The organism is Mesorhizobium sp. ArgA1, assembly GCF_053714375.1.
Window position 1 is genome coordinate 367,054 of sequence record NZ_JBSKBQ010000002.1, and the last position, 20,157, is coordinate 387,210.

Here is a 20,157-nt window from a genome sequence, read left to right on the forward strand (position 1 = left end):
TTTTTCCTCCACTTGTTGAACCCAGAACTGTTCCGGCAGCCGTTCTATCTCCTGCCCCGGCCGGAAAGGGCGAAGGTGAAGACAAGGGCGACGACCAGAACCACGCCCTTGACGAAATCCTGCGTGTAGTAAGGCGCATTCATCATTGTCAGGCCTTGCAGCAGGATGCCGACGAACAGCGCGCCGACGGCAGTGCCAAAGGCGTTCGGCTTGGCGGCGCCGAGCACCGCGTAGCCGATCAGCGCCGCGGCGACCGCATCGAGCAGCAGATTATTACCCGAGGCGATGTCGCCGCGTCCAAGCCGTGCCGCGAGCAAAATGCCGCCAATCGAGGCAAAAACTCCTGAAATGACGTAGGCCCAGATTTTGTATGCCTTGACAGGCGCGCCGGCGAGTTCAGCGGCGCGCTCATTGGAGCCGACGGCATACATCATGCGGCCGAAACGCGTGTATTCGAGGAAGAACCAGATCAGCACGGCAAGCACGATGAGCACGACCACCGAGACCGGGATGAGGTTCGGGATGAAGAAGTCGAAGCGGTGACGGCCGAGCGCCAGGAAGGCGTCGGAGAATTTGCCGTTGGCGACCGAACCATTCGGCATGGTCATGCCGGTGGCGATCGAGCGGCCTTCGGTCGGGATGCGCTGCAGGCCGACGAGCAGGAACATCATGCCGAGTGTCGCCAGCAGATCCGGCACGCGCATATAGACGATCAGCCACCCGTTGATGAGGCCTACGAGCACGCCGATGAGGATGCAGGCGAGAACGGCGACGAACGCGTTCTGCTCCAGCACGACCATGGCATAGGACGCCGCCATCATCGCAGAAGTCGCGACCGAGCCGATCGACAGGTCGAAGCCGCCGACGACCAGCGTGGCAGTGACGCCGAGCGCCAGCACGCCGGTAATGGCGACCGATTGAAAGATGAAGACGGCACTTTGCGGCGAGACGAACCCATCGGCGGCGACGGCGAAATACGCGATCAACCCGAATAACAGTACGATGAACCCATAGCGGATGGCGTAGTCGCGCAGTGTCATTCAGCGCCCGCCATTTCCAATAGAACTCAAACCCATGCGCTCCATTCCAATTCTCGTCGTTCTTTGCTCACGCCGCGCTGTGCAGCGGCCCGCCGGCGACTTCTGCCAGCAGGCGGTCGAGATCGACATCGGCGTTGCGGTGTCCGCCGACGATGGTCTGCTCCGACATCACCAGGATGCGGTCGGCCGTCTCCAGCGCCTCGTCGAGTTCGGTGACGAACAACAGCGTGGCGCGGCCATTGGCGCTGGCCCTCAGCTTGGCAGCGATGTCGCGCCTGGCCGAGATGTCGACGCCCTGGAACGGCTCGTCGAGAATGAACAATCTGGCTGCCTGCGCCATCCAGCGCGCGACCATCACCTTCTGCTGGTTGCCGCCCGACAGCGTGGTCATTTCGTCCTTCTCGGAGCGGCAGACGATGCCGAGATCTTCGATCTGGCGGCGGGCAGTCGCGCGTTCGAGGCCGCGCTTGAGCACGGCAAAACGCGACATGCGCTTGTGGAAGGGAAGGCTGATGTTTTCCTGGATGTTGAAACCGCCGACAATGCCGTTTTCGCCACGGTCCTTGGCAACCAGGAACACGCCGGCGGCAACGGCTTCACCCGTCGATGCAGGCGCATACGGCTTGCCGTTCAAAGCCATCGTGCCGGCAAGTGGTTTGCGCACGCCGAACAGCGTTTCGGCCAGCGCGGTCTTGCCGACGCCGACGAGACCGGTGACGGCAACCACCTCGCCGTCGCCAAGCGTCAGCGAGATCGGCCGGGCGCCTGGCGCGATGCGCAGGCCTGTGATGGTCAGGATCGGCTTGGCAGCGCTTTTGGCTTCGATGCGGTCGAGGTGGATCTTGCGGCCGAGCATTGCGTTGACCGCGCCCTCATAGTCGAGCGGCTTCTGCTCGAAGACGCCCGAGATGACGCCGTCGCGCATCGAGACGATGCGGTCGGCAAGCCGCCTGATGTCTGACATGCGGTGCGAGATGTAGAGAATGGCGACGCCTTGCTGGCGCAGCCGGTCGAGAAGGGCGAACAGCCGGTCGGCCTCGGCGCTGGACAGGGACGAAGTCGGCTCGTCGAGGATCAGCACTTTCGGCTGGTGCGCCATGGCGCGCGCGATTGCTACCATCTGGCGGTCGGCTAGCGACAGGTCGCTGACCCGCGCCCTGAGGTCGATGGTCAGCCCCATGCGGTCGGCGACCGCCCTCGCCTCTCGCCGCACGCGGCCAGGATTGAACAGGAACGACGCGCCCTTGCCGCTCAGCCGGTCGAGGGTCAGGTTGGTGGCGACATCGAGATCGGCGACAACGCCGTCATTTATGTTTTGATGGACGGTGACGACGCCGGCGCGGATCGCCTCGGCTGGTGTGCTCGGCGCGAAGCTGTCCCCGGCGAGGCTCATCGTGCCGCCGGCATGGTCGTAGACGCCGCTGATGATTTTCACGAGGGTGGACTTGCCGGCGCCGTTGGCGCCCATCAGCACGGTGATCTCACCGGCATGCAATTCGACCGAGACGCCGCCAAGCACCTCGATATGGCCAAAGGACTTCCTTAAGCCGTCCACGCGGAACACGGCATCATTGCCCATTCGTTCCTCCCTGACGATGACGCTATGGGCTATGTCGTCAATTGTCAACTCGATTGACAATTGCCAGACAGCTTCCTAGCTTGGCCCCGCCGCCATCGCTCCACTATGATCGGAATGAACAAGCGGGAGGGAGAGGAATGACTGGAAAATTGCCGTTCGAAGCACTGTCGGTCGAGACGCTTGCTACGCGCCTCGGCGCCAACGAAGCGCTTTGCTCAAAGATCGGCAAAGACACCAGCGCCTGGAAGGTGCGCGAGGTCGGCGACGGCAATCTGAACCTCGTCTTCATCGTCGAAGGCGCGTCGGGTGCTGCCGTCGTCAAACAGGCCTTGCCCTATGTCCGCCTGGTCGGCGACAGCTGGCCGCTGCCGCTGAAACGCTCCTTCTTCGAATTCCATGCGCTGACAAGGCAAGAGGCGCGCGCGCCCCGCTCGGTGCCGGCGATCTACCATTTCGACGAGGGTCAGGCGCTGATCATCATGGAGTATCTGGCGCCGCCGCACATCATCCTGCGCCGCGCCCTGATCGACGGCCGCCAGCTGCCCAACATTGCGCGCGACATCGGCCTGTTCATGGCCCGCACTTTATTTCGCGGCTCCGATTTCTCCATGCCGACCAAGGACCGCAAGGCGGACCTGGCGCTGTTCGCTGACAATGTCGAGCTCTGCGGCATCACCGAGGACCTGGTGTTTTCCGACCCCTATTTCGACGCCAAGCTAAACCGGCATACCTCGCCGCAACTTGACGGCCTAGTCGCCGAGCTGCGCGCCGACCGCGACCTCAAGGTCGAAGCGCAGCGGCTGAAGCACATCTTCGCCGCCAATGCCGAGACGCTGCTGCATGGCGACCTGCACTCCGGCTCGATCATGGTCACGGACGCCGAGACAAGGATGATCGATCCGGAGTTCGCCTTCTACGGTCCGATGGCCTTCGACGTCGGCATGCTGCTCGCCAATTTCTGGATGTCCTTCTTCTCGCAGCGCGGCCATGAGCAGCAGGGCAAGCGCGACGCCATGCGTGCCTATCTGCTCGGGGTGACGAACGAGACGTGGTCGGTGTTCCGCGCCGAGTTTTCGCATCTATGGCGCACCGAGCGCACCGGCATGCTCTACCAGAAGAGCCTTTTCGAGGATCAGGGGGACATTCTCGCCTCGGAGCAGGCGCTCGACCATGTGCTGCACCAGATCTGGACCGACCTCCTGGGCTTTGCCGGCATCGAGGTACATCGGCGCATTCTCGGCCTCGCCCACAATGCTGATTTCGAGACCATCGACGACGAGGATCTGCGCGCCTCTTGCGAGGCCAAGGCGTTGAAATTCGGCCGCCAAATCGCCGTCAACCGGCGCCAGATCCACAGCATCGACGAGGTCAACAATCTGGCCACGCTGATCGAACGGGAGAGCAGGATTTGAACGTCGGCGAGCGCCATTACCGCACCATCTGGCTGAGCGACGACAAGCGCGCGGTCGAGATCATCGACCAGCGCTGGCTTCCGCATGAGTTCCGCGTGGAAAGGATAGGCACGGTCGACGGCATCGCCACCGCCATCCGCGACATGTGGGTGCGCGGCGCTCCGCTGATCGGCGTCACCGCCGCCTATGGCGTCGCCATCCAGATGGCGGACGACCCGTCGGACGCAGCGCTCGACGCGGTGTGGGAGACGCTGCACAAGACGCGGCCGACAGCGATCAACCTGCGCTGGGCGCTGGACGAGATGCGCCGCTTCCTCAAGCCGCTCGCACCGGCGCAACGCGCTGAGGCCGCCTACAAGCGGGCCGCGGAGATCGCCGACGAGGATGTGGGCTTAAACCGCGCCATCGGCGAGAGCGGCCTGAAAATCATCAAGGAGATCGCTGCGCGCAAAAAGCCGGGCGAGCCGGTCAACATCCTCACCCATTGCAATGCCGGCTGGCTGGCGACCGTCGACTATGGCACCGCGACCTCGCCGATCTATCTGGCTGTCGAGGCCGGCATCCCGGTCCACGTCTATGTCGACGAAACCAGGCCGCGCAACCAGGGGGCCCAACTGACCGCCTGGGAGATGGCCGGCCACGGCGTGCCGCACACGCTGATCGTCGACAACGCCGGCGGCCATCTGATGCAGCATGGCGGGGTCGACATGGTGCTCGTCGGCACCGACCGCACCACAGCCAATGGCGATGTCTGCAACAAGATCGGCACCTACCTCAAGGCGCTCGCCGCCGCCGACAATGATGTTCCCTTCTATGTCGCCCTGCCCTCGCCGACCATCGACTGGACGGTGGGTGACGGGCTGGCCGAGATTCCGATCGAGGAACGGTCGGGTGATGAGGTGTCGCTGGTCTGGGGGAAGACGGCGGATGGGAAGATTGCGCAGGTGCGGGTGTCGCCGGATGCGACGCCTGCTGCGAACCCGGCTTTTGACGTGACGCCGGCGCGGCTGGTGACCGGGCTGATCACCGAGCGCGGAGTGGCCAAGGCGTCGCGTGAAGGGTTGAAGGCGATGTTTCCCGAGCGCGGGTAATCTCCCCCCTCGTGGGGGAGATGGCCGGCAGGCCAGAGGGGGGCGCTGTCCCACCAACATGTCGGCACCTGGATTGGCCCGCCAACTTTTCCTAATCCGATGGCTCACGAATGAGATAGGCCGCGATCCTTCGCGCCCCCCTCTGCCCTGCCGGCATCTCCCCCACGAGGGGGGAGATTGGCTAGTCGCCAATTGACAGCACCTTCCCACCCCTCCATATCTCCCTCCGTTAATGTTCTCAGGGCGGGGTGAAAGTCCCCACCGGCGGTAAGGGTTTCGTCCCAAGCCCGCGAGCGCCTCCTGGCAACAGGAGGGTCAGCAGATCCGGTGCAATTCCGGAGCCGACGGTCACAGTCCGGATGGAAGAGAACGAAACGGAAGACGGACCGCTCGCGCGGGCCGGATTTCGTATCGTGCGTCCTGATTCTGGTTCGAAACGGAAGGATGGACCCATGAATCAGCATACCCCAAAAGACTATGAAACCACCCGCATCGCCGTCATTCGCGCGCGCTGGCATGCCGATATCGTCGACCAGTGCGTGCAGGCCTTCGAGGCGGAACTCAGCACGCTCGGCGGCGGGCGCTTCGCCGTCGATGTGTTCGACGTACCGGGCGCCTACGAAATCCCGCTGCATGCCAAGACGCTGGCTGCGACCGGCCGCTACGCCGCGATCCTCGGTACCGCCTTCGTCGTCAATGGCGGCATCTATCGCCATGACTTCGTGGCCGGCGCGGTGCTCGACGGCATGATGAATGTGCAGCTGTCGACCGGCGTGCCGGTGCTGTCGGCGGTGCTGACGCCGCACAATTATCACGACAGCGCCGAGCATCACCGCTTCTTCTTCGAGCACTTCACCGTCAAGGGCAAGGAAGCGGCCAATGCCTGCGCGCAGATCCTGGCCGCGAGGGCGTCGATCGCCGCCTGACCCATCGAAATGCCCGGATTTCAGCCCTGCAACAAGAATTGCGGCCCAAGCGGCCGCTGAAGGTTGCGGTTGGTCTGAAATTTGGCCAGAAGCATCAGGGGCCGACCGGCAACCGGCCGGCCCGCGACGTTGCGCTTGAAACCAGATACGGGAGACTATTGGGTGGCTCGCATAACACTGAGACAATTGCTCGACCACGCCGCCGAATACGGCTACGGCGTACCCGCCTTCAACATGAACAATATGGAACAGGGCCTCGCCATCATGGAGGCGGCCGAGGAGACCAAGTCGCCGGTCATCCTGCAGGCAAGCCGCGGCGCCCGCGCCTACGCCAATGACGTGGTGCTGGCCAAGCTGATCGACGCGCTGGTCGAAATCCACCCCGACATCCCGGTCTGCATGCATCTCGACCACGGCAACAACGAAGCCACCTGCGTCACCGCGATCCAGTACGGCTTCACCTCGGTGATGATGGACGGCTCGCTGAAGGAAGACGGCAAGACGCCGGCCGACTATGCCTATAATTCCGGCATCACCCGGCGCGTCGTCGACATGGCGCATTGGGGCGGTGTCTCGGTCGAAGGCGAAATCGGCGTGCTCGGCTCGCTGGAGAGCGGCGGCGGCGAGCAGGAAGACGGCCACGGCGTCGAAGGCGCCATCAGCCATGACCAGCTTTTGACCGATCCGGTGCAGGCGGTGGAGTTCGTCAAGGACACGCATGTCGATGCGCTTGCGGTGGCCATGGGCACCAGCCACGGCGCCTACAAATTCTCGCGCAAGCCGGACGGTGCCGTGCTGGCGATGAACGTCATCGAGGAGATCCATCGCCGCCTGCCCAACATGCATCTGGTCATGCACGGCTCGTCCTCGGTGCCGGAGGACCTGCAGGAGATCATCAACAAGTATGGCGGCCAGATGAAGCCGACCTGGGGCGTGCCGGTGGAAGAGATCCAGCGGGGCATCAAGCACGGCGTGCGCAAGATCAACATCGACACCGACAACCGCATGGCGCTGACCGGCGCCATCCGCAAGGTGCTGACCGAGAACCCCTCCGAGTTCGATCCGCGCAAATATCTGACCCCGGCCATGGCAGCTATGCGCAAGCTCTGCAAGGAGCGCTTCGAGCAGTTCGGCACCGCTGGAAACGCGCAGAAGATCAAGCCGCTGCCGGTTGCCGAGATGGCCAAGCGGTATAAGTCGGGGAGCCTTGATCCGAAGTTCGGGTGAGGTGACGCGTCCTTCCCTTCCCCCCTTGTGGGGGAAGGTGGCCTCGCGAAGCGAGGTCGGATGAGGGGTGTTCCAGCGGTGTGAGACGTTGGTGTTCCCTGGAACACCCCTCATCCGTCTCGGCGCTATCGCGCCGATCCACCTTCTCCCACAAGGGGAGAAGGCAAGAGAGGTGGCGCTCGCAAAAACTCGATCACCATCGCCGCCGTCCAGGTGAAGCGGCCGCCGCCGAGCGGTTCGCCGGTGAGCGGATCGTAGTACTCGGCAAAGCCGCTCTCGCCGATCAGGTCGAGGCTGGACCGGGTGATGCGCCGGGCGGCTTCGGCGTGGCCGGCAACAGCGAGGCCGTCGGCGATCATGTAGTTGACCACCAGCCAGACCGGGCCGCGCCAGTAGCGCTTGGCGTCGAGCCGCGGATCATCGGGATCGTGTGACGGCAGGACGTAGCGCGCTCTGCCGGCAAGACGCTCGACGCGTGCCGCGAGCGCCGCCGCGCGAGGTTCTGGAATTGCCGCAAAGGCGGCCAAAATGCCGCCAACCGAGGCGCTGTCGATCAGTTTTCCGGTGACGCGGTCGAGACAGAGATATTGGCCGTGCGCCTCGCTCCACAGCCGCTCCATTGCCGCCAAACCCTTTTTGGCACGGGCGCGGTTGGCTTCCGCTATCTTCGGTTCGCCGAGCGCCTCGGCGAGATCGGCAAGATCGGCGCAGGCACGGATCAAGATGGCGTTGAAGCCAGGATCGACGACCTGGAACGGCGAGGCGTCATGCAGCCTGGCATTGTCCCAGCCGAGTGCGCGAAAATGCTGTAGCAGCCAGAGATAGCGGTCGTACTGATCTTTCGTCGGGCGATGCGCCGGATCGGCGTGCAGCGTGTCACGGCGTGTATAGGGCTCGATGCCTTCGGTCGGCACGCGCTCGAAGGCATCGTCCCAGTCGATCGAATTGTCGCGGCCGGATTCCCAGGGATGGATGATGGCGACCAGTCCTTCGCCCTTGGGGTCGCGGTTTTCGTAGAACCAGCGGTGCCAGGCATCGATCTTCGGCAGCAACGCGCGGGCCCGCTTGGCCGCCAGTTTCCTGTCCCTGGCGCGGTCGAACAGGCGGCGCACGGCAAAGCCGGCGACGGCAGGCTGGGTGATGCCGGAGGTGGCGGTCGGGCGGTTGGTTTGCCAGACATCTGGCCCGGGAAAATAGCCGTCGTTCCAGACATGGAAGATGATGTGCGGCACCATGCCGTCCGGCCATTGATGGGCGAACAAAGTGTCGATCTCGGTCCAGGCGCGCTCCTCGTCGTAATGAGCGAGACCAAGCGCGGTCAGGCAGGAATCCCAGTTCCACTGGAAGGGATAGAGGCCTTTGGTCGGGATGGTGTAGGCGCCCTGGTCGTTTTCCCTGAGCACCTCGACGGCGCGGGCGATGGTTTCGTCGACGGCTAGAGAAGTCATGCCAGCAAGTGAAGTCATGGAAGGCATTCGTCTTTCTGGTTCAAACGGCGTTGGTGGTTTCGGGATCGAACCAGCGGATGCGGTCGGGTTTGGGCGCCAGGCGCAGCTGCTCGCCGACCTTGACGCTGGCATTCGATTCCAGGATGGCGCGGAACAGGCCGCCCTCGACATCGCAAGTGACCAGCGTGTGCGGCCCAAGCGGCTCGATGATGCGCACGGTGGCGTGCAGGCCCTCGCTGCCGGCATCGACGTCTTCGGGGCGGATGGCGAATTCGATTTTCTCCCTGTCCGATTTCGGACCGGGCAATGTCAGCCCGGCGACGATCCAGCTGCCGTTTGCGGCCTTGGTCGCCGGGATGAAGTTCATCGGCGGGTTGCCGATGAAGGAGCCGACAAAGCGGGCGGCCGGGTTGCGGTAAACCTCGACCGGTGAAGCCGCCTGGACGATGCGGCCCTGATGCATGACGGCGATGCGGTCGGCGAGGCTCATCGCCTCGACCTGGTCGTGGGTGACATAGATGGTGGTGGTCTTCGACGCCGCCAGCACGCCCTTGAGTTCGGCGCGCATTTCGAGCCTGAGCAGCGCGTCTAGGTTCGACAGCGGCTCATCCATCAGGATGACGTCGGGCTCCATGGCGAGCGCGCGGGCGACCGCGACTCGCTGGCGCTGGCCGCCGGACAGCTGGCCTGAGTAACGCTTCAACAGCTGCTCGATATGCATGAGTTCCGCGGTGCGGTTGACGCGGCGCTCGACGTCGGCCTGCGGCAGCTTCCTCATGCGCAGGCCGAAGGCAATGTTTTCGAACACGGTCAGATGCGGGAAGACGGCGTAATTCTGGAACACCATGGCGATGCCGCGCTCGCGCGGCGGCAGGTGGTCGACGCGGCGGCCACCGATCCAGACCTCGCCCTGGCTCGGTGTCTCCAGTCCGGCGACGATGCGCAGCAGCGTGGTCTTGCCGCAGCCGGAAGCGCCGAGCAGCACCATAAATTCCTGGTCGGCGATGCTGAGATCGACCTGATGCAAAGCGGTGAAGCCGCCGAAGCGCTTGGCGACGCCCTTGATCGCGATCTCAGCCATGAGCCTTCTCCGTATCGCGTGTCATCGGTTGGCGATCCCCCACATGGCGAACAGATATTTGCGGACGGCGAAGATGAAGATCAGCGCCGGCACGACCAGAGCCGCGCCACCGGCGAATTTGAGATAGAGCGGCGACTCGCCGAGGCTCTGCAAAAGGAACGCGGTCAGCGTGCGGTTCTCGATGGTGAGCACGGCGGCGGCGAACACCTCGTTCCAGGAGATGGTGAAGGCGAATACGGCCGACGCGGCGATGCCGGGCAATGCCAGCGGCAGGATCACCTTGCGAAAGGCCTGCCATCGCGTGCAGCCGAGCGTCCAGGCGGCCTCCTCCAGTTCGACCGGAATGCCGGAGAACAGCGAGAAGGTGATCAGGACCGCAAATGGCAGCGCCAGCGTGGTGTGGACCAGCGCCAGGCCGATCGCGGTGTCGTCGAGGCCGGTGCGGATGAACATCACCGCCAGCGGCAATGCCAACAGCGGCAGCGGGAAAGCCCGCGTCATCAGCACCAGGAAACGGAACGTGCCCTTGCCCGGAAAATCGAAACGCGACAGCGCGTAGCCGGCCGGCGCGCCGAAGCCGATCGCGAAGATCATCGTCAGCGTGGCGACGAGAACCGAGTTCCACAACGCTTTGGCGACACCGGCGAAATTGACGAAGAAAGACAGACTGCCGAGATCGAAGGCGGGGAAGAAACGCTTGGGGAACGCAGTCACCTGATCCGGCGACGACAGAGCGTTGACGATCAGGAGATAGATCGGCAGCAGTACCCAGACGCTGAGCAGAATGGCCGTGGCGACAAGCAGCCAGTCGCCGGCCTTGCGGGCATCGGTGTTCGCGGCTGTTGGGGCTTGCGTGACCGCACTCATATGCGCGCCTCTTTGGGCACACGCAGCACCCTGAGGAAGAACAGCGTGAAGCCGATCGAGATGGCGAGGATGAGCAGCGCCGAGGCGGCGGCGACATTGCGATCCTGCAAGGTGAATTGCCAGTTGTAGGTTTCGCCCATCAGCACCGGCAGGTTGGTGCCGCCGAGGGCTGCGACCACGGCGAAGACCTCGAAGGCGAGGATGACGCGCAGGATGATCGCCGTTTGCAGGCTGGGGCGCAGCAGCGGCAGCGTGATGCGTACGAATCGCTTCCACGGCCCGGCGCCGAACACTTCGGCCGCCTCATAATACTCCTTCGGGATCAGCCCCATGCCGGCGACGAGGATGACCATCATGATGGCGGTGGCGCGCCAGATCTCGGCCAGCGCCACGGCAATGAAGATGGTGAGCTTGCTCTGGTAGCCGAGGAACATGATCGGCCTGTCGACGACGCCGAGATGGGAGAGCAAAGTGTTGAGGAAGCCGGACTGGTCGAAGATGGCAAGCCAGATCAGGCCGGCGGCGAGATCGGAAATGCCGAGCGGAATGGCGAAGATATAAAGCGCTGCACTGCGCCCGGTCTCCAGCCGCGACACCACTGACGCCATCAGCAGCGCCATGACGAGCTGGATCGGCACGACGATGGCTGCCAGCAGCAGCGTGTTGCGTACGGTGACCGGGAACTTCCAGCTACCGGCCATGGTGCGGAAATTGTCGAGGGTGAAGGCGCCGTCGCGGGTCACCGCCTCGAAGGCGACCAACACGAACGGGTAGAGGAAGAAGACGCACAGGAACAGGGTCGCCGGCATCAGCAGCAGATAGGGCAGAGCCTTCCCATGCATGGTGTTGTCCTTACGATGCTGCGGTCAGGGCGCCCGGAGTGCAACAAACTCCGGACGCCCCCTTGGGAGGATTCTAGTCGACCGGGCAGGCGCCCGTGGATGGCTTGTCCGGCGCCCAGCAGGGCGCCTTGGCCTGGTCGATGATCGCCTTGAGTGCCGCCGCCTGCTCTTCGAGCACGCCATGCACGTCCTCGCCGCCGAGCACTATGCGCTCGAAGGAGTCAGTGTAGACCTGGTTGAACTTGCCGCCGAGATCGCCAAGCCCCATCGGCAGCAGCGCCGGCAGCGCGTCGGGCGCGCCGGTCATGGTGGCGATCGCCGGGCCGAAAGCCTTGACCGAGGCCGGCATGTCATCGGGCAGCTTGACGTCGACGACCGGAAAGAAATTGGTCGCTTTCAGCGTCGCGATCTGCGTCTCCGGTTTCAACATATAGGCGACCAGAGCCTTGGCCTTGTCGACATCCGGTGAGGTTTTTGGAATGGCGACACCGGCCACCACCGGCATGAAGCCGCGGCCGGCCGGACCCGCAGGCGCCGGGAAGGCGACGAACTCGTCCGGCTTCTGGTTGAAGGCATCGGCGAGCCGCGCGACATGGTCGAACGCCACCCAGACTTCTCCCGACAGCAGCGGCTCCTGCATGAAGGCATAGTTCGTCGAGTTCGGGTTGGTGTACTGCCACAACTCCTTGAACTTGTTCCAGGCGGTCTCGGCCTCCGGCGAGCGGAACTTGGTCACCATCGAACCGGTGTAGGACGGGTAGAGAAACCCTTCGAAGAAGCGGTGCTTCAGCCCTTTCGGACCAGCGGGAAAACCGAATTTCGGCGAACCGGTTTTCTCGGCGATGTTCTTCGACCATTCGATCAGCTGATCATAAGTGATGGTGTTGAGGTCGGTGCCGGCGGGCAGATATTGCAGCGCCTGCTTGTTGGCGGCCATCAGATAGGTCGCCTGCATCCAGGGCAAGTATTTCTGCTCGCCGGTGCCGAGCATGCCCAGCTTCTTGTAGGCCTCGTTGACCTTGACGCCGCCGACATCGACAGCGGAGAGATCGACAAGATTGGCGCCGACGGTGGAGAAGTCGCCATGCAGGCCGCCAAGCAAACCGATGGTGCCGGTGCCGGCCTGCAGTTCGGCCTGCAGGCGGGTGAGCCAGGGGCCGTCCTCGGCGACCTGGTAGTCGACGGCGCCATCAAAGCCTTTCAGCACCTCGTCGCGCATCTTCTGGGTTTCTTCGACCGGACGCGCCTGCGTCGACCAGAACAGTACCTGCTGCGCCTGCGCGCCGCCCGCGGCGAGCGACAGCGCCAGTGCGGCGCCCGCCAATGTCCTCAACATTCTCACCATTGTCTTCCTCCCTGGATATGCGCCGTCGTTGCGGCGTCAGCTTCTTGTCTTTGTTTCGTGCATGTCGTCGTCCCAAAACCGAGGTCACTTTTGGGCGACATGCACTGGTGCGGGTCCGTGGCTCGCCCGCGGCACCAGCGTCGGCCGAATCAACCGCGTCAGCGGTGCGGCAGGCTTTTCGGCGATAACGGTGAGCAGCATGTCGGCGATCTCGCGTGCGCACTGGCGGATCGAGGCGTCGAAAGTGGTGAGGCCTGGCGGCGCATAGGCCGAGGCGACGACATTGTCGAAGCCGATGACCGAGAGATCGCGCGGCACGCTGAGGCCGGCGCGCGCCGCCTCCTCCATCACTGTCAGCGCCAGTTCGTCGAACAAGGCGATGATAGCGGTTGGCCGCTCGGGCTGCTGCAGCATGCGATTGACCGCCTGGATGCGGGCGCCGCGGTCGAAGCGCGGCGCCGTCGCCACGTCAAGGCGCACGGATGGATCGCCGCGGCGGCCGATGGCGGCAGCGAGGCCGTCCTGCCGCAGATGCCGGAAGGTCATCGGCTCGGAAATCGTCACCAGGCCGAAATGGCGGTGACCGAGATCGTAGAGCATGTCAAAGGCCTCACCGAAGGCATGCGCGCCATCGGTGTCGAGCCAGTTGTAGGCAAAGTCGCCATCGAGCAGCCGGCCATGGGCGACGAAGGGAAAGCCGCGCTGGCGCAGATAGACGAGCCGCTCGTCGACCTCGGCGATGCGGGTGACGACGACGCCGTCGGCGCGTCCGGACTCGACGACATGGCGCAGCACCGACAGTTCGGAATGGCCAAGCGCGGCGGTGGCAAGGATGAGGTCGGCGCCATGCGACACCAGCCCTTCGCCAAGCCCGGTGACGAACTCGCCGAGGAAGGAATCGACCAGGTTCGGGCCTCTGACCGGCAGCACCAGACCGACAAAGCCGCTGCGGCCGGAGACAAGCGTTCGCGCCGCGGTGTTGGGGACGTAGCCGGCCTGGCGCGCGGCGTGCGCGACACGCTCGCGGGTCTTCAGCGCGATCTGCTCGTGCCCCGCAAGCGCCCGCGACACCGTCGTGATCGACAGGTCGAGGCTCGCCGCAAGCTCCTTCAGCGTGGTGACGCGCGTTGACAATCGTTCCTCCCGGACGAGCAGTCGAAACGTTTGTAATACCCTCCGAGAAAATTGCAAACGTTTTAAATCATGCCTGAGACGGAACGACGGCTATCTCGTGAATCGGCGGACTCTTGGATAAAAAAGGCCGGGCGCGAAAGCGGCCCGGCCAAAAAGAAGGTCAAGAACCTTCAGAGGGGAACACCGTCCAGCGGAATGGGAGGAAACCGCCGAACGATATTTGTTATATGGGCGTCTCAATTGCGGTTTGCGACGAACGGCGTTCTAAAAGAGCCCTGAATCCAGAAATTCCGTTCCTCCCTTCGACAGACTTAAGCCGACGCGCCGGTCTCCAACAGATCGGCATAGTGCCGGCGCGCCACGTCGGGATGGGAGCGCAGCCGGCTTTTCAGCACATTGGTGCCGACATTGCGAAACAGCGGATTGTCGGGATCGCTGGCTGGCCCGCGCGCCTCGGCCGCCAACTCCTCGGGCAGGTCGAGCAGCGGGATCGTCGCATCGAGACGGGCGCTGAAGAAGAACGGAACCGAAATCCGCTCGACACCGGCCGGCGGTGTCAGCACGCGGTGGACAGTTGCCCTGAGATAGCCGTTCGAGGCCAGTTCGAGCAGTTCGCCGATGTTGACCACCAGCGTGTCTGGCAACGGATCGACATTCACCCAGCTGCCATCATATTCGACCTGCAGCCCCTTGTTTTCGTCCTGCAGTAAAAGGGTCAGGAAGCCGCCATCCTTGTGCGCGCCGACGCCCTGGTCGTCGCCGGTGGCATCGCGGCCGGGGTAGCGCACGATCTTCATGCGATGGTTGGGCTCGCCCCGGTAGATCGGATCGAAGGCGTCCTCGGCCTGGTCCAGCGACAAGGCGAAAGCCCTGAGCAGCCGGATCGCCACGGCGGTTGCCTTGGCCTGCCAGGCCAGCAGCGCCGGCTTCAGTTCGGGCAGTGCCGCCGGCCAATGGTTCGGGCCTTGCAGCCGCGTCCAGGCGGGCACGCCGGGGCCTTGCGCGATGGCGGGGCGTTCGACGCCAATGTCGAGCTGTTCGCGCCAGTCGGCCTTGCCCTTGGTCAGCTCGCCGCCGGCGCGAGTATAGCCGCGGAACTGCGATGACTTGACCATTTCGATGACCAGCTTGTCGGCTTCCGGCAGAGCGAAGAACCGGCGCGAGGCGACGAGCACCTCCGCCGTATCGGCGGCCGATATGCCGTGGCCGGTCAAATAGAAGAAGCCGACGTCGCGCGCGGCCGTACGCAGGTCGAACAGAAACGTTCGTCGCTCGGAAGCGCCCTGTTCGAGACGGCTGAGATCGAGCACGGGTACGATCCTGGGCATGGTCAAGCTCCTTGTTTGCCGGCCCCGCTGTCACGGTGGCACGCAGACTGGTCCAATCAAAGCAATGCGCAATCCAATCTCGAGGCGATTGAAGAACGCCGGCGCTGATTTTTGCAGCCTGCGGGCAAATAATGTTCGGGGATGCTCATGCGCGGCGGTCCAGCCTGGCAACCAGACGGTCGCCGACCCACTGGATGCCGCAGACGAGGATGATCAGCACGATGACCACGGCGACCATGACCGACGTCTCGAAGCGCTGGTAGCCATAGCGGATGGCGAGATCGCCAAGCCCACCGGCATATGGTGGTGTTTTCGAGAACCGGAGCGGAGTGGACATAAGTCCATGAGCACCACATGACCCCGAAAATCGAAATCGATTTTCGGAAAGGATCATGCGCAAAATCAAAGTGCTACAGCGTCCTTTGCGCGTCCAAAAGGACTCGCGGCGCTGTAGTAGCGCAGAAAACGCCATCAGATGGCCGCCGGAGTAGAATTTCCAAACGGTCTCTCAGAACGTCTCGACAAAGGGCCGCAACTCGACCTCGAAGCTCCAGGCGCTGCGATGCTGGCGATGGGTCGCGAGATAGGTTTCGGCGATCGCGTCCGGCGACAGGTGGCTATCCGGCCTCTCGGGCGTCCGCCCCGCTGCCGCGATCTGGCCGTCGATGATGAAATGCGCGACATGGATGTTTTTCGGACCAAGCTCGCGCGCCATGGATTGCGCCAGGCCGCGCAGGCCGAATTTCGGCATGGCAAAGCCGGCCGAATTTGGAAAGCCCTTGATGCTGGCGGAGGCGCCGGTGAACAGGATCGAGCCGGAACCGCGCGCAAGCAGCCGCCGCGCTGCCTGCTGGCCGACCAGGAAGCCGCCATAGGCGCCGACCAGCAGCGCCTGCTTGACGGCATCGGGATCGACCTCGGCGATCGGGCCGCGTGTGCGGCCGCTGGCGTTGAACACGGCAAGCGCGAGCGGCCCTTGTTTGTCGGCAGCTTCGAACAGGCTGGCGACGGAGGCCAGATCGGCGACGTCGGTTTCGACGGCCAGCGCGCCGGTCTCTTCGACCAGCGCTGCCAGCTTGGCCGTGTTGCGGGCGGCCAGCACGACGCGATAGCCCTCTTTGGTGAGAAGACGCGCCAACGAGGCGCTCAGGCCTGCGCCCGCGCCGGCGATCACTGCAACTTCGGATGCCATGTCATTCTCCCTGACGATTCTGCGTATAGACGTTCGGCCCGATGCCGGCGTCGCTTGTCACATAGCTGGCGTCTCGAGCGGCAGGAGACAAGAACGGCGTTGCTCGATTTTCGCCGTTCGGTGAAAAACGCTGCCGGCAAGTTCGAAGCATTGGCGTCGGCCGAGGTCTTGCCTGGCGGGCCAATCCGTCCGACAGGTGATTCCTGTTGGAATCGCAACGGTGTCGCAAGGGAATCGACCATGGAACCAATCTGGGCCGTTGGCCTGATGACCGGCACCGTGCTTGACGGCAACATTGACGTCGCGCTGATCAAGACCGATGGCGAGCGCATCGCCGATTTCGGCACCTATACGCTGGCCCCCTACCCCGCAGCGATCCGCGTCTTGCTGGAGGAGACGCTGCGCCAGGCCCGGGTGTGGAATTTCGACGGGCCGGAGCCGGCGATCTTTGCCGAAGCCGAGGCGGTGCTGACGCGCGCGCAGTCGGCTGCGGTGAAAGATCTCGTCGAAAGCTACGGGCTGACCATGGCCGATATCGGCGTCGTCGGCTTCCACGGCCAGACCGTGCTGCATCGCGCCCCGCAGCCAGGACGGCGCGGCGATACACGCCAGCTAGGCGACGGCGAGCTGATGCATACCATCCTGGGCGCAAAGGTCGCCTACGACTTCCGCTCGGCCGATGTACGCGCCGGCGGCCAAGGTGCGCCGCTGGCGGCCGCCTATCACGCCGCGCTGTTGAAGGAGGCCGATGCCAGTGGCGATACCGCCGTGCTCAATCTCGGCGGTGTCGGCAACATCACCTGGTGGGACGGCAAGGACACCATCATCGCCTTCGATACTGGCCCGGCCAACGCGCCGCTCAATGATTTCATCAAGGCGAAGGGTCTCGGTGAGATGGACCGTGACGGCGCGCTGGGTGCGGCCGGGACGGTCGATGAGGCGAGATTGGCCAGATTGCTTGAGCACCCTTATCTGACCAAGCCCTACCCGAAATCGCTCGACCGTTTCGACTTCACCGCTGATATGGCTGACGGGCTTGGCGTCGAGGACGGCGCGGCGACGCTGACGGCCTTCACCGTCTCGGCCGTCGGCAAGGCGCTCGACCTGTTGCCGCGCCGGCCGAAGCGGCTGGCGGTCAGCGGCGGCGGCCGGCACAATCCGACGATGATGGCGATGCTTGGCCGCCGCGCCGGCGTCGAGGTGGTGCAAGCCGAAACGCTGGGCTGGAAGGGCGATGCGGTCGAAGCCGAATGCTTTGCCTTCCTCGCGGTGCGCGTTTTGCGCGGCTTGCCGATTTCGTTCCCGAGCACCACGGGTGCGCCGCGCCCGTTGCAAGGCGGGCGGCTGGCAGGTTAAGCGACCAGCTTCTTCTGCAGGAAGACGCGGCTGCGTCCCATCGGAAAATCCGGCAGCGTGCCGAAGGGCCGATAACCCTGCCGCTCATAGACCTTGGCCGCGATGGGATTGAACGTATCGATCCAGGCGTTCCGGCACCCGCGCGCCACTGCCTCGCGCTCGGCCGCGTCCAGCATGTCGCTGGCTATATGCCGGCCGCGCAGGCGTTCGTCGACCCACAGCCACTGCACATAGAGCCAGCCCCAGGCGGTGTAGCCCGAAATGCCGGCGACCACAGCGCCGTCCTCGTCGCGCACGAAGACGGCGATCTGCTTGCGGCCGGACGTGCCGACATCGCTGTCATTGAACGCCGCCAGCCGTTCGGCCAGGAAGGCGAGGTCCTTGGCCAAGGGCTCGGCGGTGGTCTCAAGCGTCGTTTTCATCCCGATACGGCTCGCATGGTGAACCGAACCTCTAGCGAAGGACGTGACAGGGACGCAAGCCTTGCCGCAGACGCTTACGATTGGATGGCCTATGGCGAACGCCAACTCCCCGCCGCGGCTGCAACCAGCATCAGCAAGGCGGCGACGATGGCGCAGGCGGCAAAGCCGATTGTCGAATAAAGCGGCCCGAAGCTGGTGGTGCCGATAAAGACGGCGAGATAGGTCACCGAGCTGTTCAGGCCCATGATGGTGCCGCGGCGCGACGGATCGAGCGCGGTGAGGCGCATCACCAGCACGTTCAGGCCGAAGTGATTGGCAAGGCCCCATATGGCGATCATGGCCAGGATCAACGCGAAATTGCTGCTTGCCAGCGCAATCGCGACATAGACGACGGCGACCAGCAGATAGGCGAAAGGCATGACGCGCCGCGCGCCGATGCGGTCGATGACGCCATCGAGAAAGGCTGCCGTGCCGAAGCCGGCGCCATAGGCGAGCGCGGCGAGCGCGTTGGCGCTGACAGGCTCACCGAGATCCTGATGCAGATGATCGCCGAGATAGCCGTAGACGCCGTAAAAAGCAGTCATGAAGGCGGTGCAGGCGATGAGCAGCGGCACGATGCCGGGAATGGCCAGCGCACCGAACGGCGTCGGCGCCGGGCCGCTCTTCCTGACGTCACTGAGCGAGGTCATCGACAAGGCAGCGAGCGCAATGCCTGAAAGCACCGCGACGGCGGCGAAGACGGCGCGCCAGTGCACAAGGTCGGCAAGCACGGCCGACAGCGAGACGCCGGCCACCATGGACACTGTCCAGCCGGTCAGCACGACGCCGATCGTGCCGCTTTCGCGGCCGGGCGGCGCGATCGCCGCCGCACTGGCATAGATTGCCGGCATGGCAACGCCGGCGGCGATGCCGGCGATCGCCTGCGCCACGACCAGCGCGAGCACCGTCGGCGCCACCGCGCTGGCGAGAAGTGCCGCCGCCAGCAACAGCAGCGCGCCCTGCAGCATGCGGCGGGCGCCGACGCCGTCGATGTAGCGGGCAAGAAACAGCGCGCTGGCCGAGGTGCCGAGACCGAAGGCAGCCGACGCAGCCATCACGGCCGGCACGCTGGTGCCGAAGGAAGCTGCAACGGCCGGGGCGATCGGACCCAGGACCAGCGAGTTCGAGCCGATGACGGCAATGCAGCCGGTCAGGAGATAGGCCAGCGCGGGGATCGGCTGGTGAAGGGATGATGCTGCTTGATGCGTGTTCGTCATCGAGGCATAATGACCGAACTAAATTCCGCGACAACAAGGAATTCCGGTATGGATGAAGAAACAGATGGCATTCCGCTGAACAAGCCTGCGGCCCGGGAGCTCGATGCTACCGACCGAAAAATATTAGGCGTGCTGGTCGACGATGCCACGATCAGCTACGCCGAGCTCGGCGAGCGGGTCTGCCTGTCGCCGCCGGCGGCGCATGAACGGGTGAAGCGGCTACGGCGCAGCGGCGCCATTCGCGGCACGGCTGTCATCATCGACCCCAACGCAGTCAAGAAACCGCTGCTCGCCTTCGTGCATGTCGACACCACGGGCTGGGGCAAGACGCCGGAGCTGATGGCGGTTTCCCAATACCCGGAAGTCGAGGAGATCCATTCGGTTGCCGGCGACACCTGCATGCTGCTCAAGGTCCGCACCGAGGACACGAGGGCGCTCGAAGGGTTGTTGGCACGGCTCTACGAGACGCCCGGCGTCACCTCGACGCGGAGCTATGTGGTGCTGTCGACCTATCTCGAACGGCCGGTGCAACCCGACATCACCATGCAATGGCCGACGCCCCGGCACATGGCCAGACCGCTGTACTGACCGGCGCTTTTGAAGTCTTGCCG

At 64.3% G+C, this 20,157-nt stretch carries 18 protein-coding genes, 1 pseudogene and 1 riboswitch; of the genes and pseudogenes, 6 read left to right on the plus strand and 13 right to left on the minus strand.

All coding sequences use genetic code 11. From position 1 onward, the window contains the following. Positions 1-44: 44 nt before the first annotated feature. A complete protein-coding gene (locus ACWGTI_RS09075; protein WP_454586789.1) occupies positions 45-1,040 on the minus strand; it encodes an ABC transporter permease in 996 nt (331 codons plus the stop codon). Positions 1,041-1,107: 67 nt separating this feature from the next. After that, positions 1,108-2,619 carry a sugar ABC transporter ATP-binding protein gene (locus ACWGTI_RS09080; protein ID WP_454586790.1) on the minus strand — a complete coding sequence of 504 codons (1,512 nt, stop codon included), beginning with the start codon at positions 2,617-2,619 and terminating at the stop codon, positions 1,108-1,110. A gap of 137 nt (positions 2,620-2,756) precedes the next feature. On the opposite strand from ACWGTI_RS09080, the gene mtnK reads away from it, so the two are divergent. The 4 genes from mtnK to fba all read left to right on the plus strand — a co-directional run bounded on the left by mtnK (position 2,757) and on the right by fba (position 7,275). Continuing rightward, positions 2,757-4,031: an S-methyl-5-thioribose kinase gene (gene mtnK / locus ACWGTI_RS09085; RefSeq protein WP_454586791.1), complete on the plus strand. Its 1,275-nt coding sequence runs from the start codon at positions 2,757-2,759 to the stop codon at positions 4,029-4,031. After that, entirely contained in the window at positions 4,028-5,122 is a 1,095-nt protein-coding gene (mtnA, locus tag ACWGTI_RS09090; RefSeq protein ID WP_454586792.1) for an S-methyl-5-thioribose-1-phosphate isomerase, read from the plus strand. Before mtnK ends, mtnA begins: the two co-directional genes overlap by 4 nt. A gap of 230 nt (positions 5,123-5,352) precedes the next feature. Further along, positions 5,353-5,497, plus strand: a riboswitch (FMN riboswitch). Positions 5,498-5,574: 77 nt separating this feature from the next. Then, the gene (locus ACWGTI_RS09095) at positions 5,575-6,048 is read left to right on the plus strand and encodes a 6,7-dimethyl-8-ribityllumazine synthase (RefSeq protein WP_454586793.1); all 474 of its coding nucleotides are present in this window, start codon (positions 5,575-5,577) and stop codon (positions 6,046-6,048) included. 162 nt (positions 6,049-6,210) lie between these two features. Beyond that, positions 6,211-7,275, plus strand: a complete 1,065-nt coding sequence (fba, locus tag ACWGTI_RS09100; protein WP_023729260.1) for a class II fructose-bisphosphate aldolase — start codon at positions 6,211-6,213, stop codon at positions 7,273-7,275. A gap of 125 nt (positions 7,276-7,400) precedes the next feature. On the opposite strand, the gene ACWGTI_RS09105 is transcribed toward fba, so the two are convergent. The 9 genes and pseudogenes from ACWGTI_RS09105 to ACWGTI_RS09145 form a co-directional block, all read right to left on the minus strand. Next, positions 7,401-8,741 carry an amylo-alpha-1,6-glucosidase gene (locus ACWGTI_RS09105; RefSeq protein ID WP_454586794.1) on the minus strand — a complete coding sequence of 447 codons (1,341 nt, stop codon included), beginning with the start codon at positions 8,739-8,741 and terminating at the stop codon, positions 7,401-7,403. 22 nt (positions 8,742-8,763) lie between these two features. Continuing rightward, positions 8,764-9,804: an ABC transporter ATP-binding protein gene (locus tag ACWGTI_RS09110; RefSeq protein ID WP_454586795.1), complete on the minus strand. Its 1,041-nt coding sequence runs from the start codon at positions 9,802-9,804 to the stop codon at positions 8,764-8,766. Between the two features lie 21 nt (positions 9,805-9,825). Continuing rightward, positions 9,826-10,671 carry a carbohydrate ABC transporter permease gene (locus tag ACWGTI_RS09115; protein WP_454586796.1) on the minus strand — a complete coding sequence of 282 codons (846 nt, stop codon included), beginning with the start codon at positions 10,669-10,671 and terminating at the stop codon, positions 9,826-9,828. Further along, on the minus strand, positions 10,668-11,513 hold the full coding sequence (locus tag ACWGTI_RS09120) for a carbohydrate ABC transporter permease (protein ID WP_454586797.1): 846 nt from the start codon (positions 11,511-11,513) through the stop codon (positions 10,668-10,670). Before ACWGTI_RS09120 ends, ACWGTI_RS09115 begins: the two co-directional genes overlap by 4 nt. A gap of 73 nt (positions 11,514-11,586) precedes the next feature. Beyond that, a complete protein-coding gene (locus ACWGTI_RS09125; RefSeq protein WP_454586798.1) occupies positions 11,587-12,858 on the minus strand; it encodes an ABC transporter substrate-binding protein in 1,272 nt (423 codons plus the stop codon). A gap of 84 nt (positions 12,859-12,942) precedes the next feature. Next, positions 12,943-13,992 (minus strand): substrate-binding domain-containing protein, encoded by a 1,050-nt coding sequence (locus ACWGTI_RS09130; RefSeq protein WP_454586799.1) that lies wholly within the window; start codon positions 13,990-13,992, stop codon positions 12,943-12,945. A 311-nt stretch (positions 13,993-14,303) separates the two neighbouring features. Next, entirely contained in the window at positions 14,304-15,320 is a 1,017-nt protein-coding gene (locus tag ACWGTI_RS09135; protein ID WP_454586800.1) for an isopenicillin N synthase family dioxygenase, read from the minus strand. A 145-nt stretch (positions 15,321-15,465) separates the two neighbouring features. After that, positions 15,466-15,618 (minus strand): annotated as a pseudogene (locus ACWGTI_RS09140) (ABC transporter permease); the annotation flags it as partial. A 210-nt stretch (positions 15,619-15,828) separates the two neighbouring features. Further along, positions 15,829-16,512: an SDR family NAD(P)-dependent oxidoreductase gene (locus ACWGTI_RS09145; RefSeq protein ID WP_454586801.1), complete on the minus strand. Its 684-nt coding sequence runs from the start codon at positions 16,510-16,512 to the stop codon at positions 15,829-15,831. A gap of 240 nt (positions 16,513-16,752) precedes the next feature. Between ACWGTI_RS09145 and ACWGTI_RS09150 the strand changes: the two genes are divergently transcribed. After that, positions 16,753-17,868, plus strand: coding sequence for an anhydro-N-acetylmuramic acid kinase (locus tag ACWGTI_RS09150; protein WP_454586802.1), 1,116 nt, complete (start codon positions 16,753-16,755; stop codon positions 17,866-17,868). On the opposite strand, the gene ACWGTI_RS09155 is transcribed toward ACWGTI_RS09150, so the two are convergent. Both ACWGTI_RS09155 and ACWGTI_RS09160 read right to left on the minus strand, forming a co-directional pair. Then, the gene (locus ACWGTI_RS09155; protein WP_454586803.1) at positions 17,865-18,290 is read right to left on the minus strand and encodes a GNAT family N-acetyltransferase; all 426 of its coding nucleotides are present in this window, start codon (positions 18,288-18,290) and stop codon (positions 17,865-17,867) included. The genes ACWGTI_RS09150 and ACWGTI_RS09155 overlap by 4 nt on opposite strands. A gap of 89 nt (positions 18,291-18,379) precedes the next feature. Continuing rightward, complete coding sequence (locus ACWGTI_RS09160; RefSeq protein ID WP_454586804.1) at positions 18,380-19,546, minus strand: MFS transporter; 1,167 nt, start codon at positions 19,544-19,546, stop codon at positions 18,380-18,382. Positions 19,547-19,594: 48 nt separating this feature from the next. Between ACWGTI_RS09160 and ACWGTI_RS09165 the strand changes: the two genes are divergently transcribed. Continuing rightward, positions 19,595-20,134 carry an Lrp/AsnC family transcriptional regulator gene (locus tag ACWGTI_RS09165; protein ID WP_454586805.1) on the plus strand — a complete coding sequence of 180 codons (540 nt, stop codon included), beginning with the start codon at positions 19,595-19,597 and terminating at the stop codon, positions 20,132-20,134. The last annotated feature ends 23 nt before the right edge of the window (positions 20,135-20,157 follow it).

Coding starts and splice junctions, on each gene's coding strand:
- ACWGTI_RS09075 (WP_454586789.1), bottom strand. CDS start 1,040: ATGACACTGCGCGACTACGCCATCCGCTATGGGTTCATCGTACTGTTA.
- ACWGTI_RS09080 (WP_454586790.1), bottom strand. CDS start 2,619: ATGGGCAATGATGCCGTGTTCCGCGTGGACGGCTTAAGGAAGTCCTTT.
- mtnK (WP_454586791.1), top strand. CDS start 2,757: ATGACTGGAAAATTGCCGTTCGAAGCACTGTCGGTCGAGACGCTTGCT.
- ACWGTI_RS09095 (WP_454586793.1), top strand. CDS start 5,575: ATGAATCAGCATACCCCAAAAGACTATGAAACCACCCGCATCGCCGTC.
- ACWGTI_RS09105 (WP_454586794.1), bottom strand. CDS start 8,741: ATGACTTCACTTGCTGGCATGACTTCTCTAGCCGTCGACGAAACCATC.
- ACWGTI_RS09110 (WP_454586795.1), bottom strand. CDS start 9,804: ATGGCTGAGATCGCGATCAAGGGCGTCGCCAAGCGCTTCGGCGGCTTC.
- ACWGTI_RS09115 (WP_454586796.1), bottom strand. CDS start 10,671: ATGAGTGCGGTCACGCAAGCCCCAACAGCCGCGAACACCGATGCCCGC.
- ACWGTI_RS09120 (WP_454586797.1), bottom strand. CDS start 11,513: ATGCATGGGAAGGCTCTGCCCTATCTGCTGCTGATGCCGGCGACCCTG.
- ACWGTI_RS09125 (WP_454586798.1), bottom strand. CDS start 12,858: ATGGTGAGAATGTTGAGGACATTGGCGGGCGCCGCACTGGCGCTGTCG.
- ACWGTI_RS09135 (WP_454586800.1), bottom strand. CDS start 15,320: ATGCCCAGGATCGTACCCGTGCTCGATCTCAGCCGTCTCGAACAGGGC.
- ACWGTI_RS09145 (WP_454586801.1), bottom strand. CDS start 16,512: ATGGCATCCGAAGTTGCAGTGATCGCCGGCGCGGGCGCAGGCCTGAGC.
- ACWGTI_RS09150 (WP_454586802.1), top strand. CDS start 16,753: ATGGAACCAATCTGGGCCGTTGGCCTGATGACCGGCACCGTGCTTGAC.
- ACWGTI_RS09155 (WP_454586803.1), bottom strand. CDS start 18,290: ATGAAAACGACGCTTGAGACCACCGCCGAGCCCTTGGCCAAGGACCTC.
- ACWGTI_RS09160 (WP_454586804.1), bottom strand. CDS start 19,546: ATGACGAACACGCATCAAGCAGCATCATCCCTTCACCAGCCGATCCCC.
- ACWGTI_RS09165 (WP_454586805.1), top strand. CDS start 19,595: ATGGATGAAGAAACAGATGGCATTCCGCTGAACAAGCCTGCGGCCCGG.